The 15,280-nt window shown below is 70.9% G+C and carries 15 protein-coding genes; 9 read left to right on the top strand and 6 right to left on the bottom strand.

Going from position 1 to position 15,280, the window contains the following annotated elements:
• The first annotated feature begins 26 nt into the window (after positions 1-26).
• From WDZ95_RS18235 to WDZ95_RS18215, 5 genes are all read left to right on the top strand, one after another.
• Positions 27-1,229, top strand: a complete 1,203-nt coding sequence (locus WDZ95_RS18235; protein WP_425780535.1) for an NAD(P)/FAD-dependent oxidoreductase — start codon at positions 27-29, stop codon at positions 1,227-1,229.
• Positions 1,230-1,386: 157 nt separating this feature from the next.
• Positions 1,387-1,599, top strand: coding sequence for a 30S ribosomal protein S21 (rpsU, locus tag WDZ95_RS18230; protein WP_009520186.1), 213 nt, complete (start codon positions 1,387-1,389; stop codon positions 1,597-1,599).
• Between the two features lie 117 nt (positions 1,600-1,716).
• The gene (locus WDZ95_RS18225) at positions 1,717-2,163 is read left to right on the top strand and encodes a GatB/YqeY domain-containing protein (protein WP_166224384.1); all 447 of its coding nucleotides are present in this window, start codon (positions 1,717-1,719) and stop codon (positions 2,161-2,163) included.
• 102 nt (positions 2,164-2,265) lie between these two features.
• Entirely contained in the window at positions 2,266-2,850 is a 585-nt protein-coding gene (locus WDZ95_RS18220; protein ID WP_425780532.1) for a hypothetical protein, read from the top strand.
• 142 nt (positions 2,851-2,992) lie between these two features.
• Positions 2,993-4,231: an ABC transporter substrate-binding protein gene (locus WDZ95_RS18215; protein ID WP_425780530.1), complete on the top strand. Its 1,239-nt coding sequence runs from the start codon at positions 2,993-2,995 to the stop codon at positions 4,229-4,231.
• Positions 4,232-4,247: 16 nt separating this feature from the next.
• On the opposite strand, the gene WDZ95_RS18210 is transcribed toward WDZ95_RS18215, so the two are convergent.
• Positions 4,248-5,141, bottom strand: coding sequence for a DMT family transporter (locus WDZ95_RS18210; protein WP_425780528.1), 894 nt, complete (start codon positions 5,139-5,141; stop codon positions 4,248-4,250).
• A 4-nt stretch (positions 5,142-5,145) separates the two neighbouring features.
• Positions 5,146-6,543, bottom strand: coding sequence for a metalloprotease PmbA (gene pmbA, locus WDZ95_RS18205; RefSeq protein WP_425780526.1), 1,398 nt, complete (start codon positions 6,541-6,543; stop codon positions 5,146-5,148).
• Positions 6,544-6,619: 76 nt separating this feature from the next.
• Between pmbA and yjgA the strand changes: the two genes are divergently transcribed.
• From yjgA to WDZ95_RS18190, 3 genes are read left to right on the top strand one after another with little or no spacing between them, the layout of a single operon-like run.
• Entirely contained in the window at positions 6,620-7,261 is a 642-nt protein-coding gene (yjgA, locus tag WDZ95_RS18200) for a ribosome biogenesis factor YjgA (RefSeq protein ID WP_166224375.1), read from the top strand.
• Complete coding sequence (gene mog / locus WDZ95_RS18195; protein WP_425780524.1) at positions 7,258-7,863, top strand: molybdopterin adenylyltransferase; 606 nt, start codon at positions 7,258-7,260, stop codon at positions 7,861-7,863. The genes yjgA and mog overlap by 4 nt, the downstream gene beginning before the upstream one ends.
• A gap of 19 nt (positions 7,864-7,882) precedes the next feature.
• Entirely contained in the window at positions 7,883-8,359 is a 477-nt protein-coding gene (locus tag WDZ95_RS18190) for an FKBP-type peptidyl-prolyl cis-trans isomerase (protein ID WP_166224369.1), read from the top strand.
• Positions 8,360-8,401: 42 nt separating this feature from the next.
• Here the strand turns inward: WDZ95_RS18190 and cysE are convergent, their stop codons facing one another.
• Positions 8,402-9,172: a serine O-acetyltransferase gene (gene cysE / locus WDZ95_RS18185; RefSeq protein ID WP_166224366.1), complete on the bottom strand. Its 771-nt coding sequence runs from the start codon at positions 9,170-9,172 to the stop codon at positions 8,402-8,404.
• A 28-nt stretch (positions 9,173-9,200) separates the two neighbouring features.
• The gene (locus WDZ95_RS18180; protein WP_166224363.1) at positions 9,201-9,935 is read right to left on the bottom strand and encodes an RNA methyltransferase; all 735 of its coding nucleotides are present in this window, start codon (positions 9,933-9,935) and stop codon (positions 9,201-9,203) included.
• A 109-nt stretch (positions 9,936-10,044) separates the two neighbouring features.
• Between WDZ95_RS18180 and WDZ95_RS18175 the strand changes: the two genes are divergently transcribed.
• Entirely contained in the window at positions 10,045-11,001 is a 957-nt protein-coding gene (locus WDZ95_RS18175; protein ID WP_425780521.1) for an inositol monophosphatase family protein, read from the top strand.
• A gap of 413 nt (positions 11,002-11,414) precedes the next feature.
• On the opposite strand, the gene WDZ95_RS18170 is transcribed toward WDZ95_RS18175, so the two are convergent.
• Positions 11,415-14,294 carry a PAS domain-containing protein gene (locus WDZ95_RS18170; protein WP_425780519.1) on the bottom strand — a complete coding sequence of 960 codons (2,880 nt, stop codon included), beginning with the start codon at positions 14,292-14,294 and terminating at the stop codon, positions 11,415-11,417.
• 4 nt (positions 14,295-14,298) lie between these two features.
• Positions 14,299-15,099 (bottom strand): phosphodiesterase, encoded by an 801-nt coding sequence (locus WDZ95_RS18165; protein ID WP_425780517.1) that lies wholly within the window; start codon positions 15,097-15,099, stop codon positions 14,299-14,301.
• Positions 15,100-15,280: the final 181 nt, after the last annotated feature.

Genomic DNA, 15,280 nt, shown 5'->3' with positions numbered 1-15,280 from the left:
CCGGCGCGCTCGCTACACTGCGCGCCGTGCAAAGTTTTGATGCCGTCATCGTGGGCGCCGGTGCCGCCGGCCTGTTTTGTGCCGGCATCGCGGGCCAGCGCGGCCGGCGCGTGCTGCTGATCGACCACAGCGCCAAGGTGGCCGAGAAGATCCGCATCTCGGGCGGCGGCCGCGCCAACTTCACCAACCGCGACCTCGATCCGCGCGCGCCGCAAAAGCACTTCGTGGGCGAGAACCCGCACTTCTGCCGCTCGGCGCTGTCGCGCTACACCCCGGCCGATTTCATCGCCCTCGTCGACCGCCACCGCATCGCCTGGCACGAGAAGCACAAGGGCCAGCTGTTCTGCGACCGCTCGGCCGACGACCTGATCCAGATGCTGCTGCGCGAATGCGAGGCCGGCGGCGTGACCCGCTGGCAGCCCTGCGCGGTGCAGGCGCTGCGCCAGGGCGGCGACGGCGGCTACGAGCTCGACACCGTTCGCGGCACCGTGCGCGCGCCGCGCGTGGTGATCGCCACCGGCGGCCTGCCCGTGTCGCAGATCGGCGCCAGCGATTTCGGCCTGCGCATCGCCGCGCAGTTCGGCCTCAAGGTGGTCGAGCCGCGCCCCGCGCTGGTGCCGCTCACCTTCGACGCTGGCCAGTGGGCCCCGTTCGCCGAGCTCGCGGGGCTGGCGCTGCCGGTGCGCATCGAGACCGGCGACAAGAAGCACCGCATGGCCTTCGACGAAGACCTGCTGTTCACCCATCGCGGCCTGTCGGGCCCGGCGGTGCTGCAGATCTCGAGCTACTGGCACGGCGGCACGCCGCTGCAGGTGGACCTGGCCCCGGGCGCGGCACTGGCCGACGCCCTGGCCGAGGCCAAGCGCCGCTCGCGCCGGCTGCTGGCCAACGAACTCGCGGCCTGGGTGCCCGCGCGCCTGGCCGCCACCTGGACCGCGCGCGACCCCGACTGGCAGCGCCCGGTCATGGAAACCGCCGACAAGGCCCTGGCGCGCCTGGCCCATGGCCTGCACCGCTGGTCGCTGGTGCCCACCGGCACCGAAGGCTGGCGCAAGGCCGAGGTGATGCGCGGCGGCGTGGACACGCGCGAGCTGTCGCAGCAGACGCTGGAATCGCGCCAGCCCGGGCTGCACTTCATCGGCGAGGTGGTGGACGTGACCGGCTGGCTCGGCGGCTACAACTTCCAGTGGGCCTGGGCCTCGGCCCACGCCTGCGCCCAGGCGCTCTGACGGGTAGCCAACCGCCCCGAAATGGCTATAATCGCGGGCTTTGCTGGCAAACTCCCGTCGGCCAATACTAGTTTTTGACGGGACATACCGCAGTCAAGAAGCCCGGGCCTGATCTACCCGTCTTCCTCTGGCCGCACATTCAGGAATCGACCGATACATGACCACCATCCGTGTCAAGGACAACGAGCCGTTCGACGTGGCTCTGCGTCGCTTCAAGCGCACCATTGAAAAACTCGGCCTGCTGACCGACCTCCGCGCCCGCGAGTTCTACGAAAAGCCCACCGCCGAGCGCAAGCGCAAGAAGGCCGCCGCCGTCAAGCGCCACTTCAAGCGTGTGCGCTCGATGCAGCTGCCCAAGAAGCTGTACTGAACGCCGACGGCCCCACCGGCCGCCGCAAAGCCCGCCCAAGGACGCTTGCGCGGGCTTTTTCTTTGCCGCCGGTTTTCGTCGCCCCTTCCTTCTGCCCCTCCCGTCCGGAGACCTCCCATGAGCCTCAAAGCCCGCATCACCGACGACATGAAGAACGCCATGCGCGCCAAGGAAACCGAGCGCCTGGCCACCATCCGCCTGCTCACGGCCGCGATCAAGCAGAAGGAGGTCGACGAGCGCATCGAGCTCGACGACGCCGCCGTGGTGGGTGTGATTGACAAGATGGTCAAGCAGCGCAAGGACTCGATCGCCGCCTTCGAGCAGGGCGGCCGCGCCGACCTGGCCGCCAAGGAAGCCGCCGAAATGGCCGTGCTGCAGGCCTATCTGCCCGAGCGGCTGTCGGCCGAGGCGGTGGCCGCCGAGGTGAAGGCCATCGTGGCCGAGCTCGGCGCCAGCGGCCCCGGCGACATGGGCAAGGTCATGGGTGCGGCCAAGGCCCGCCTGGCCGGCAAGGCGGACATGGGCCAGGTGTCGGCGGCCGTCAAGTCTGCATTGGCGGGTTGACGCAACACCCGAGGCCAAATGGCTTAGGCCATTGCTACCATCGCGCCCATACACAGGGGGTGGGGTATGCGCTTCGGATCGGCGCTCTTGGGCGCTTCGTGGATGGCGACCGTGTTCTGCGGGCTGGTGGGGGCACCGGCCCCGGCCGCGGCCCAGGTCACCTACAACTGCCTGAATGCCTCGGGCCAACGCTATCTGTCGTACTCGCCCTGCCCGGCAAGCCGGCCGCCGGGGCTGATCTACTACGGTCCGCAGGCACCCGCCCCACGCCCTTCGGTGCCCGTGCCCGTGGCGCGCGCCGATGAAGAGCTGACCTACATGAGCCCACGCTGCGCCTCCATGCGCGAGGGCATCCGCACCGCGCCAGCGCGCGGCGTCGACCACCGCACACAGAGCGAGTTGCTGCGCAACTACCAGGCGGAGTGCGCCCAGGAACAGGCCGAGGCCCGTTCGCAGCTCCGTGCGGAACAGCAGGCCAAGCGGCGCGAGCAACAGGATGCGAAGCGCCAGGCGAATGCCGACAAGCAGCTGGCCGCCGCCGACCAAGAGAAGCTCATGAGCCAGTGCGCGGAGATGCGCGGCGCGATCCGGCAGCGTCGGGCGCGCACCGGCATGACGGAAGGCGAACTGCGCGACCTGGTGCTGTTCGAGCAGCGCTACGAGGCGCGCTGCAACGCGCCGCGCTGACCGGCCCCCCACAGCTCTACTGCTTCGGCATCAGTTCGCAGCCTCCGGGTGCGGTTTCGATGACTGCCATCGGCGCGGCATCGCACCCGTGCGCACGGGCGTTCCACTCCGACGCTTTCTGCGACCGGACCGAGGAGCCCCCATGCCCAAGCCCACCCACCTCCCTTCACGGCCGACGCGCCGCCTGGCGCGCGCCGTGCGGGCCGCCCTGCTCGCCGGCATCGCCGGCCTGAGCCTGGCCGCCGCCGCCCAATCCGCCGGCCCGCCCATCAGGCTCGGCGTGATCGGCCCGTTCAGCGGCCCATCGTCGGACTTCGGCACGCCCATGCTCAACGGCGTCCGCCTGGCCGTCGAGGAAATCAACCGCGTGGGCGGCTACCTGGGCCGGCCCATCGAAACGGTGGTCGAGGACGACCGCGCCGACCCCGACACCGGCCTGCAGGGCGCACAGGCGCTGGTGCAGGCCGGCGTGGTGGCCACCATCGGCTTTTGCAACACCGGCGTGGCGCTCAAGGCCCTGCCGGTGTTTCAGCAGGCCCGCTCCCCACTGCTGGTGCCCTGCGCCACGGGCACGCCGGTCACGGCCCAGGTGCCGGCGGCCGAAAGCTACGTCTTCCGCACCTCGGCGCGCGACGCGATCCAGGCGCCTTTCGTGGTCAACGACATCGTGCAGCGCGGCTGGAAGCGCGTGGCGGTGTTCGCCGACACCAGCGGCTACGGCGAGGCCGGACTGGTCGACGTGCAGAAGGCCCTGGCCGCACACGGCCTGGCGCCTGCGTACGTGGCGCGCTTTGCGATCGGCGTGAAAGACCTCAAGGACGAACTGCAGGCGGCCCGCGCCGCGGGCGCCAACGTCATCTTCAGCTACACCGTGGGCCCCGAGAACGCCAAGATCGCCAACGACCGGCGCACGCTCGGCTGGGACGTGCCCATGGTCGGCGGCTGGCCGCTGTCGTTCCCCTTCTTCATCGACGGCGCCGCGCAGGCCGCCGAAGGCGCGCTGATGGCCCAGACCTTCATCGCCGAGCCCAGCAACGAGCGCCGCGCGGCCTTTCTGGCCAACTACGCGCGCGCCTTCAAGACCCGGCTCACCGTGCCCATGGCCGCGGCCCAGGCCTACGACACCACCTACCTTCTGCTCTACGCGATGTTCGGTGTGCCCGGCGGCCGCTTCACGGGGCCCGCGCTCAAGGCCTCGCTCGAGAACCTGCAGCGCACCTACTACGGCGTGGTCGCCACCTACGACCACCCGTTCACGGCCGACGACAAGGACGCCGTGACCGACAACATGCTGGTGATGGGCAAGGTGCACCAGGGCGCGGTGACCTTCGCCTACCCCGAGGACGCGCGGCGCAACCTGTTCGTGCAACGCAAGCGCTGAGGCCGCGCCGGGCCGCTCAGCGGCCCAGGATCAGCGCCGTGCCCGCCACCGCGAGCACCGCGCCGGCCCAGGCGCCCCAGGCCGGGCGGCGCCGGTACACCAGCCACAGCAGCGGCAGCACCACGATCGGCGTCACCGACGACAGGATGGCCACCACACCGGCCTGCCCGAGCTTCATGGCCTGCAGGATCAGCGTCATGCCCACGGCCATGGCGATCACCGCGCTGCCGAACACCTGGGCCGCTTCGCGCCAGCGCAGCGGCTCGCGCGCGCGGGCCATGCGCCAGCCGCTGGCCCACAGCAGCGCGTGCGCCGCGAAGGCCGTGCTCATGCGCATCGCCGAGCCGGCGATGGCGTCGATGCCCGAGGCCATGAGCGGCTTGAGCATGAGCGTGGCCACCGACTGGCACAGCGCCGCCAGCAGGCCCAGCGCCACCCCCACCGCGAGCGTGCCGCGCGTCTGCTCCCAGGCGTGGGATTCGTCTTCGCGCCGGCCGCGCAGGATGGCCAGCATCACGCCGCCCACCAGCAGGCTCGCGCCCACGAGCGCCCAGCCCCAGAGCGTTTCGCCGAGGAACAGCCACGCCAGCACGGCCGAGAACAGCGCGTGGATGGCGAACAGCACGCCCGAGCGGCGCGGCCCGAGGCGGTTCATGCAGGCGAACAGCGCGGTGTCGCCGATGAAGATGCCGATCAGGCCCGAGACCGCGAGCAGGCCGAAGGCCGCGGCGTCGAGGCTGTGCCAGCCGCCGCTGGCGAGCGCGATGCCCCAGAGCAGCAGCGCCGCGAACAGCATGCGCCAGCGGCTGAAGGCGAAGGCCCCCAGGCGTTGCGCCGCGGGCGCCGAAAACAGGGCCGCCACGGCCCAGCAGGCGGCGGCGAGCAGCGCCAGGGCCTCGGGCCGCAACACGAAGTCAGCTCCCGGCGACCTTCATGCGGTTGACCAGCACCGAACCGACCGTCTTCGCGCCGTAGTTGTACGCGTCCGCGCCCACGGCCTCGATGCCCATGAGCATGTCCTTCATGTTGCCGGCGATGGTGATCTCCTGCACCGGGTAGGCGATCACGCCGTTCTCGACCCAGTAGCCCGCCGCGCCGCGCGAGTAGTCGCCCGTGACCGGGTTGACCCCCTGGCCCATGAGCTCGGTGACGAACAGGCCACGGCCGAGTTTTTTCAGCATGGCGTCGAGGTCGTCGCCCGCGCGCGTGCGCCGGCTGGAGAGCGTGAGGTTGTGCGAGCCGCCCGCATTGCCCGTGGTGCGCATGCCGAGCTTGCGCGCCGAGTAGGTCGACAGGAAATAGCCCTGCACCACGCCGCCCTGCACCACGGCGCGCTCGGCCGTGCGCACGCCTTCGTCGTCGAAGGGCGCGCTGCCCTTGCCGCCGCGCAGGTGCGGCTGCTCGACGATGTCGAGGTGGTCGGCCATGGCGGCCTTGCCCAGGCTGTCGGCGAGGAAGCTGGTCTTGCGGTAGAGGGCGCCCCCGCTGGTGGCCTGCACGTAGGCGCCGAGCAGGCCCGCGGCCAGCGGCGACTCGAACAGCACCGGGCATTCGGTGGTCTTGATCTTGCGCGAGCCCAGGCGCGAGAGAGCGCGCTCGGCCGCGTAACGGCCCACGGCCTCGGGCGAGGCGAGATCGCGCTCGGCCCGCATGGAGCTGTACCAGTAGTCGCGCTGCATGGCGTCGCCCTTGCCCGCGATCGGCGCCACCGACAGGCTGTGGCGCGAGCTCGCGTAGCCGCCGCTGAAGATGCCGGGCTTGCCGCGTTCGCCGCCGCGCATGTGGGCCACAAAGAAGTGCGATTGCTGGGCCGACACCCCCGCGCCTTCGCTGTTGCTGATCTTCTTGCTGGTGGCGAAGGCCGCGGCCTCGCAGGCCAGCGCGATCTCGGCCGCGCGCTCGGCGCTCAGATCCCAGGGGTGGAAGAGGTCGAGGTCGGGGTACTCGTTGGCCACGTCCTGCGGGTCGGGCAGGCCGGCCACCGGGTCTTCGGCGGTGAAGCGCGCAATGTCGTAGGCGGCCTGCACCGTCTGGCGAACCGCGGCGGGCGAGAAGTCGGACGTGCTCGCGTTGCCGCGGCGCTGGCCCAGGTACACGGTGACGCCGAGCGATTTGTCGCGGTTGCGCTCGACGTTCTCGAGCTCGCCTTTGCGCACCGACACACTCAGGCCCGAGCCTTCGGAGGCTTCGGCGGCGGCGTCGGAGGCGCCCAGGCGCTTCGCGTGCGAGAGCGCGAGGTCGACCAGTTCCTCGAACTGGTGGCGGCTGTGGTGGAAACCGGGGAGCGGGGTGTTCGAGGCGGTCTTGGACATGGCGGCCGCTATGATACGGGCCCGTTTTCCGCGGCGCTGCGCCCTGCGCAGAAGCCCATCCACCCCTCCCCCTCCCATGGCGCGCAAACCCACCCGAGGCTATTTCGTTCGCGGCCAGTTCGTGGCCGAGGGCAGCGAGCTCGACCAGGAGCTCAAGCGCGAAGCCAAGGGCACCGACGGCCTGAGCCGCACCGACCTCAAGAAGCTCAGCGACAAGCTGCAGGACCTGGGCGAACAGCTGCTCACGCTGCGCGGCGACCTGCTCGCGCGGCTCGAACTGAGCGATGCCCTGCTCGACGCGCTCGACGAACTGCGCCGCATCACCAACTTCGAGGGCCGCCGCCGCCAGAGCCAGTACGTGGGCAAGCTCATGCGCAAGCTGCCCGAGGAAAGCATCGCCGCGATCGAGGCCGCGATCGAGGAGCAGCGCAAGCCCTCGGCCGCCGCCACGCTGCAGCTGCACCTGGCCGAACAGTGGCGCGACCGCCTGATCGCCGACGACGGCGCGCTCACCGAGTGGCTGGCGCTCGACACCGGGGCCGACGTGCAGCACCTGCGCACGCTGATCCGCCAGGCCCGCAAGGACGCGCAGGCCAGCCCCGACAAGCCCGGCGAGGCGCAGCGCCACGGCCGCGCCTACCGCGACATCTTCCAACTCGTGAAGGCCGCGCTGGCCCGCGACAGCGGCGACAGCGAACCCACCGCCGACCCGTCATGACCGCAGCCACCTCCCACCCCCACGACCCGGTGCGCATCGGCATCGTGTCCATCAGCGACCGCGCCAGCAGCGGCGTGTACGAAGACAAGGGCCTGCCCGCGCTGCAGGACTGGCTCACGCGCGCGCTCAAGAACCCCATCACCTTCGAGCCGCGGCTGATTCCCGACGAGCAGGACCGCATCAGCGCCACGCTGATCGAGCTCGTGGACGCGGGCTGCGCCCTGGTGCTCACCACCGGCGGCACCGGCCCCGCCCGACGCGATGTGACGCCCGAGGCCACCCTGGCCGTGGCGCACAAGGAAATGCCGGGCTTCGGCGAGCAGATGCGCCAGATCAGCCTGGCCTTCGTGCCCACGGCCATCCTGTCGCGCCAGGTCGCGGTGATCCGCGACAACAGCCTCATCATCAACCTCCCCGGCCAGCCCAAGGCCATCGCCGAAACGCTCGAAGGCGCGAAGAACGCCGACGGCTCGGTGAAGGTCAACGGCATCTTCGCGGCCGTGCCTTATTGCATCGACCTCATCGGCGGCCCCTACCTCGAAACCAACGACGAGGTGATCAAGGGCTGGCGACCCAAGAACGCGGTGCGCCCCGCGCGCTGACCCCCCCGGAGACCCTGACATGAAGATCGAAAAAGACACCGTCGTCACCGTGAGCGCGCGCATCCTCGATGGCAAGGGCAAGCTGCTCGACGATGGCAAGACCGCGCGCGCCTACCTGCACGGCGGCTACGGCAACACGCTCCAGGGCATCGAGGTGGCGCTGGAAAACCAGGAAAAGGGCTTCAGCACCACCCTCACGCTGCAGCCCTCGCTGGCCTTCGGCGAACGCGACGAGTCGCTGGTCACCAGCATCCCCAAATCGCAGTTTCCGCCCGGTGTGAAGGTGGGTGGCCAGCTCGAAGGCCACGACGACCAGGGCCGCCGCCAGCTCTTCACCGTGGTGAAGATCAAGGGCGACAAAGTGCTGCTCGATGGCAATCACCCGCTCGCGGGCGAAGACCTGAACATCACGCTCAAGGTGCTCGACGTGCGCGCGGCCACGGCCGAAGAGATCCAGCACGGCCACGCGCACGGCGCGCACGGCCACCACCACTGAGCCTGCGGGCTTGGTCTGGCGCGGCCGGGCCGCGCCGCGCGCTCACTTGCCGACGAGCTGGTTGAGCTTGTCGGCCTCGAAGCACTCACGGCGCTGCGCCTCGGCGGGCACGCAGTCGCCCTGGCGCGCCTCGGCGAGTTTTTCGATCGCCTGCCACAGCAGCGCGATCTGGTGCTCCTGACTCGCCGTGCTGTCGATCAGGCCGCGCATGGCCTGCGACAGCGGATCGTCTTCCTGCGTGACGCCGTAGGCCGAGAACTTGCGCGGCCCCTCGGTCACGTCGGCGCTTTCGCCCGACTTGCTCGGGATGATGCGCGCCGGAATGCCCACGGCCGTGGCGCCCGCGGGCACGGGCTTGATCACCACGGCATTGCTGCCGATCTTGGCGCCGTCGCCCACCTCGAAGCCGCCGAGCACCTTGGCGCCCGCGCTCACCACCACGTCGCGCCCCAGCGTGGGGTGGCGCTTGGTGCCCTTGTAGAGCGAGGTGCCGCCCAGCGTCACGCCCTGGTAGATGGTGCAGCCATCGCCGATCACCGCGGTCTCGCCCACCACCGTGCCCATGGCGTGGTCGAAGAACACGCGCTCGCCGATGACCGCGCCGGGGTGGATCTCGATGCCGGTGAGGAAGCGGCCGATGTGCGAGACGAAACGGCCCAGCCACTTGAAGCCGCGCGTCCAGCAGCCGTGCGCCAGGCGGTGCAGCACCACCGCGTGCAGACCCGGGTAACACGTGAGCACCTCGAACGCACTGCGCGCGGCGGGGTCGCGCTCGAGGATGCACTGGATGTCGGAACGGAGGCGCTTGAACATGGAGCGGGGAGGCAAAGGGCTGGGCAGTCTAGCGTTTCGCGCGCTCGGCCGTCTGCAGCATGGCCCGGGCGACACCGCGCAGGATGTGGACTTCTTCCTCGCTCGGTTGCGCGCGGTTGAACAACTGCTGTAGGCGCGGCATGAGCTTCTTCGGCGCGGCCGGGTCGAGGAAGTCCACCGCCACCAGCGCCCGCTGCAGGTGCTCGAGCATGCCCGCCACCGCGGCGGCGTCGGCCACCGGGCGTTCGGCCACGGGCGAGGCCACGGCAAAGCCGCCCAGGGCCTGGCGCCAGTCGTAGGCCACGAGCTGCACCGCGGCCGCGAGGTTGAGCGAGCCGTAGCCGGGCGCCGTGGGAATGGACAGCGCCACGTGGCAGCGGTAGACGTCGTCGTTGGCCATGCCGAAGCGCTCGCTGCCGAACAGAAAGGCCACGCCCGCCGGCCGCTCGGGCGCCGCCAGCAGTTGCGTGAAATGCTCACGCGGGGCGCGCGTGGGCGGGCCGAAGTCGCGCGGGGTCATGGCGGTGGCGCACAGGTGGGTCATGCCGTCCAGGGCCTCGTCGAGCGTGTCCACGATGCGGGCGTTCGCCAGCACGTCGTTGGCGCCGCTCGCGCGCTGGATGGTTTCTTCCTTGCGCAGCACGTTGGGCCAGCGCGGGCGCACCAGCACGAGTTCGTCGAAACCCATGACCTTGAGCGCGCGCGCGGCGCCGCCCACATTGCCGGCGTGGCTGGTTTCGATCAGGACGAATCGGGTTTTCATGGGGGCACGGGTAAAATCGCCGCCATTGTCGCCGCCCCGCATCGCCGGGCCCCGGTGACGCCCCCTCCCCGCTCTTCACCGTTGCGCCGCGGCGCGAAGGTCACAATCCATGTCGTCCAGCTCACACCCCATGCTCAACGTGGCCGTCAAGGCCGCCCGCGCCGCCGGCGCCCTCATCAACCGCGCCGCGCTCGACGTCGAGACCGTGCGGGTGTCGGTCAAGCAGACCAACGACTTCGTGACCGAGGTCGATCACGCGGCCGAAGCCGCGATCATCGAAACCCTCAAGACCGCCTACCCCGACCACGGCATCTGGGCCGAAGAGTCGGGCCGCACGCCCGGCAAGGGCCGTGACAAGAACCACGTGTGGATCATCGATCCGCTGGACGGCACCACCAACTTCATCCACGGCTTCCCCGTCTACTGCGTGAGCATCGCGCTCATGGTCGACGGCCGCATCGAGCAGGCCGTGGTCTACGACCCCACGCGCAACGACCTGTTCTGCGCCACGCGCGGGCGCGGCGCCTACCTCAACGAGCGCCGCATCCGCGTGGCCAAGCGCACCACGCTGCGCGACTGCCTGATTTCCACGGGCTTTCCCTTCCGCCCGGGCGACGCCTTCCAGACCTACATGCAGATGCTCGGCGAGGTGATGCCCAAGGTGGCCGGCGTGCGCCGCCCGGGCTCGGCCGCGCTCGACCTGGCCTACGTGGCCGCGGGTTTCAGCGACGGCTTCTTCGAGATGGGCCTGTCGCCCTGGGACGTGGCCGCGGGTTCGCTGCTGGTCACCGAGGCCGGCGGCCTGATCGGCAATTTCACGGGCGAGCCCGATTTCCTCGAACAGAAGGAATGCCTGGCCGCCAACCCCAAGATCTACGGCCAGCTCGTGGGCCTCACGGGCAAATACAGCAAGTTCGCGAGCGCGGGCGACAAGGCCGCGGTGCGCCAGGCGCGCGCGGCGGCGCGCAAGACGGGGCTTGCTTCCAAGCCTTCGCCGGCTGTGGAAGGGGCCTCTGCTGACGAGGGGCCCGACGTGGCGCCCAAGGACGACAGCGCGCCGTTCTGAGGTGTCTCTACCCTGAGGTTTCGCTCGACTGCTTCGCGGAGTCGGGTGGCGGGGTTCGTGTGCTCCGGCGTGCTCGCGGGCGGCGGCTTCTGGTGTGCTGAGCTTGCTTCGTCAACGACGTTGTTGGGGCGCTGACTCTGTGGCAACCGCGAATGGCTCCTGCGCACACGAACCCCGCCACCCGACCCGAGGAGACCTGTGCGCACCAACGTTGGCGCGCCTGTGTGTCGCTGGGGCCGATGGAGCGGGTGTCCGTGCGCAGGCGCCATTCGCGGTTGCCACAGAAGCCGCGCACCCATCACGGTGTTGACGAAACGGTGCCCGCTCCCCAAACACCGCCGCCCGCGAGCACGCCGGTGCACGGGCACCCGCTCCATCGGCCCTGAAGAAGCGCGACAAAAGGAAACCGATCCTCAAGCCAGCGGCAACCGGAACCAGAACGTGGCGCCCTGCCCCGGCGCGGCCTCGGCCCAGACCCGCCCGCCGTGACGCTCGACGATGCGCTGCACGATCGCCAGCCCCACGCCCATGCCGGGCACGTCGCTGTGGGCCTGCAGCCGCTGGAACAGACCGAACAGCTTGTTCGCGCGCGCCATGTCGAAGCCGATGCCGTTGTCGCGCACGAAATAGGCGCCCTGCACCGCGTCGTGCCCCACCTGCACGCGCGGATCGGCCCGCTGGCGCGAGTACTTGAGCGCGTTGTCCACCAGGTTGCTCAACACCTGGCGCAGCAGCGTGGCGTCGCCCATCGCCAGCGGCAGCTCGCACACCTCGATGCGTGCGGCCGGCGCCTGCGGCCCGAGGGCCTCGGCCACCGCGTGCGCAAGCGCGGCCATGTCCACCGGCCGCGGCTCCAGGTCGACCTGCACCACCCGCAGCAGCTCGAGCATGTCGGTGATCATCTGGCCCATGTTGCGCGCCGAGCGCGAAATGCGCGCGAACATCTCGCGGCCGCTGGCGCTCAGGCGTTGCAGCTCTTCTTCTTCGATCACCTGCGCAAAGCCGTTGACCGAGCGCAGCGGCGCGCGCAGGTCGTGCGCGATGGAGTACGAGATGGCCTCCATGTCGCGCATCGAGCGCTCGAGCTCGGCCGTGCGCTCGCGCACCCGCTGCTCCAGGCCGGCGTTGAGCGCGCGGATCTGCTCCTGCGCGGCCACGCGCTCGCTCACATCGAGGTGCGTGCCCGACATGTACAGCGCCGCGCCCTGCTCGTCGCGCCGGTGCACGCGCCCGCGCGTGTTGATCCACACCCAGTGGCCGTCCTTGTGGCGCATGCGGATGTCGCATTCGTAGAACGGCAGCTCGCCAGCCGCGTGGCGGTTGCGCAGGGCGATCGCGCGCTCGCGGTCTTCGGGGTGCACGCGCGAGTACCAGGTGTCGTAGTTAACAGGCTGCAGCTCGGCGAGCGTGTGGCCCAGCATCTCGGCCCAGCGCTCGTTGACCACCATGCTGCGCTCGCGCAGGTTGGTCTCCCAGATGCCGGGGCGCGTGGCTTCGAGCACCCAGGCCAGACGCTGGCGCTCCGCGCGCAGCGCGTCCTGCGTGGCGATGTAAGAGGTGACGTCGGTGTAGGTGCGCACCAGCCCGCCGTCGGGCAGCTTGAGCGTGCGGATCTCCAGCGTGAGGCCCTGGCGCGTGCGGCGCCAGAAATGTTCGGGCATGTCGGCGCCGGGCCTGAGTTCGAGGTACTCGCGCGCCTGCGGGTCGACCCAGCCCATGCCGGGACCGAAATCGCCGCGCGCGGTCTGGAAGCGGATCACGTCGTCGTGCAAGGGGTGGTCGGCCACCACCGCTTCGGGCAGGTCGAGCAGTTCGAGGAAACGGCGGTTGTAGACCCGCACCCGGCCGTCCACGCCGATCTTCACCAGGCCCTGGCTGATGCTGTCGAGCGTGTCCTGCAGCGCCGCGCTCTTGTCCACGAGCAAGGCGCTGGTGGCTTCGAGCTGCTCGCGCGTGCGCTGGCTGGCCTCGTGCTCGCGCCAGGCCATCACGAGCTGGCGCAGCGCGCCCAGCAGCGGCTGCAAAAACCCCACGTCGTCCGCGGTGTAGCCGCCCGGCTGGTTGGCCAGGCCCACCATGGCCACGAGCCGCTCGCCCACCGCCAGCGGCACCCCCAGGAAGGCCCGCATCGCGCGATGGCCCCCGGGCATGCCGCCGCGGCGTGGGTCGTTCGCGGGGTCGTTCGCGATCACCGGCTCGCCGGTGCGCAGCGCGTGACCGAACAGGGTGCCGAGGTTGCGGAACTCCATGCCGGTCTCGCGGTGCGCCTCGTAGTGCTGGCGCGAGGCCTCGTCCCAGGAAATGTCGGTGACCGCGTTGGTGCGCAGGTAGGGCCGGTCGTCGGCGTCGTACAGCACCTCGCCGACAAAGCCGTACTCGCTGCCCGTGACCGCGAGAAAGGCGTCGAGCAGGCCCTGGAAGGCGTGGCGCCGGTCCTGGCCTTCGATGAACACCGCCTGCGCCTGCGTGACCGCGGCCAGCATGCGCGTGAGCCGCTCGCGGCGCTCGGCGGCCTCGCGCTCGGACGTGATGTCCTGCACCACACCGTAGTCGGTCTGCGGGTTGCCCTTGACCGTGGTCTGACCCATGGTGGTGCGGAACCAGCGCAGCTGGCCGTCGGGCCGCAGCCAGCGGAAAACGATCTCGCTGCCGTCGAGCCGCTCGCGCAGCGCCAGCCAGGCCGGCAGGTCGTCGGGGTGGATGCCGCTGCGCCCCATGGCGCGCGTGAAGCGCCCGCCCGGGTCGCGGGTGAAGCCCGCGATCTCGTAGAGGCCGTCCGACCAGACCACCTCTTGCGCGTTCTCGGCGTTGGTCCAGTGGCCGACGCGCGCCGTGCGCTCGATGACGGTGTGGAGCTCGACGCGCTGCTGCAGCTCGCGGTTGAGCGCCGACAGGGCCTGTTCGCTGCGCTCACGCTCGGTCTCGGCCTGCACTTCGCGCTCGGCGTGGGTGATCTGCACCAGCAGCAGCGGCCCGCCCGCCGAAGCGAGCGTGGACACGTGCATGCGCACCACCAGGGGTTCGCCGGCCGAGTTGCGCAGGCGCGCGGGCGGCAGCGGCCCGGGCATCTGGCGCAGGAAGGCCGCGCGCACCTCGCGGCTCTCCCACAGACCAAGCTCAAGCGTGGTGCGGCCCAGGGCCTGGGCCCGCGCCGTGCCGAACAGCGCTTCCCAGGCGGGGTTGACCTCGATCAGGCGGCCGTCGTGCGCGGACGAGATCGCGCTGGCGATCGACGAGGCCATGAACAAGGCCTCGTAGGGCAAGGACGACGCAGCGGTGCCGGGATCGCGCATGGCTTCAGGCAAACGGTCGGGTGCCGCCGTGGTCACCGACGGGCACCGTGTGGCTCACCAGCCGCTGCGCGTGCCACAGGTGCAATTGAAAGCCCGGCGGCTCCAGCGTGAACCCGTCGTCACCCTGGCCGAGCAGGTTGAGCGCGATCTGGTGGGCCGGGCTTGGGCAGACGCTGGCGACGGCGCCCCCGAAACGGGTCTGGATGCTGCGGTGCACGTGGCCGCAGAGCAAGGCCTGTACCCGGGGATGGCGGCGCACCAGGTCTTCGAGCGCCTCGGCGCCTTCGAGCAGGCCCATGGCGTCCATGTGGGCGATGCCGGTGGCGAACGGCGGGTGGTGCAGCGCGATCAGCACGGGGCGGTCGTCTTCGCGCAGGCGTTCGTCGAGCCAGGCCAGGCGCCGCGCGCACAGCGCGCCGTGCGGCCGCTGCGGCACCACGGTGTCGAGCACGAGCAGGCGCAGCGGGCCGAGGTCGGCGGCGTACTGCAGGAAGTCGGGCATGAGCGCGCTGTGGGGGCCCATGCGGGTACCGAAGGCCTCGCGCAGCGCACCGCGCTCGTCGTGGTTGCCCGCCACGGGGTACAGGGGCCAGGGCAGCGGCTGCAGCAGCCGCTGCAGGTGCGCGTATTCGGCGGGCCCGCCGGCGTCGACCAGATCGCCGCTGAGCAGCAGCGCCTGGGGCGCGGGCCGCAGCGCGAGCAGGGCCTGCACGCAGGCCTCGGCCATGGCCGGGGTGTCGACGCCGCCGCCCAGGGTGCGGCCGGGCGCGCAGACATGCAGGTCAGACACCTGGGCAAGGAGCATGGATCGTCTCGTGGCGGCGGGCCGGTGCGGCCTCTTCGCGGCGGATTGGATCAAGGTTTGCGCGGGCGCGCCAGCCCCCAGGCTGGGGAAGCGGGCGCGGTGTCGTGTGCGCGCTGCACCGGGCGGGCCCCGGAGAGACACATTGCACGCGCCGGGTCGGCCAGGCGCGGATCAGGCCCGG

The organism is Hydrogenophaga sp. T2 (assembly GCF_049843535.1).
Lineage (GTDB): Bacteria > Pseudomonadota > Gammaproteobacteria > Burkholderiales > Burkholderiaceae_C > Hydrogenophaga > Hydrogenophaga crocea.
The sequence above is the reverse complement of the archived record's forward strand: the minus strand, read 5'-3'. Positions and strand labels throughout refer to the sequence as shown.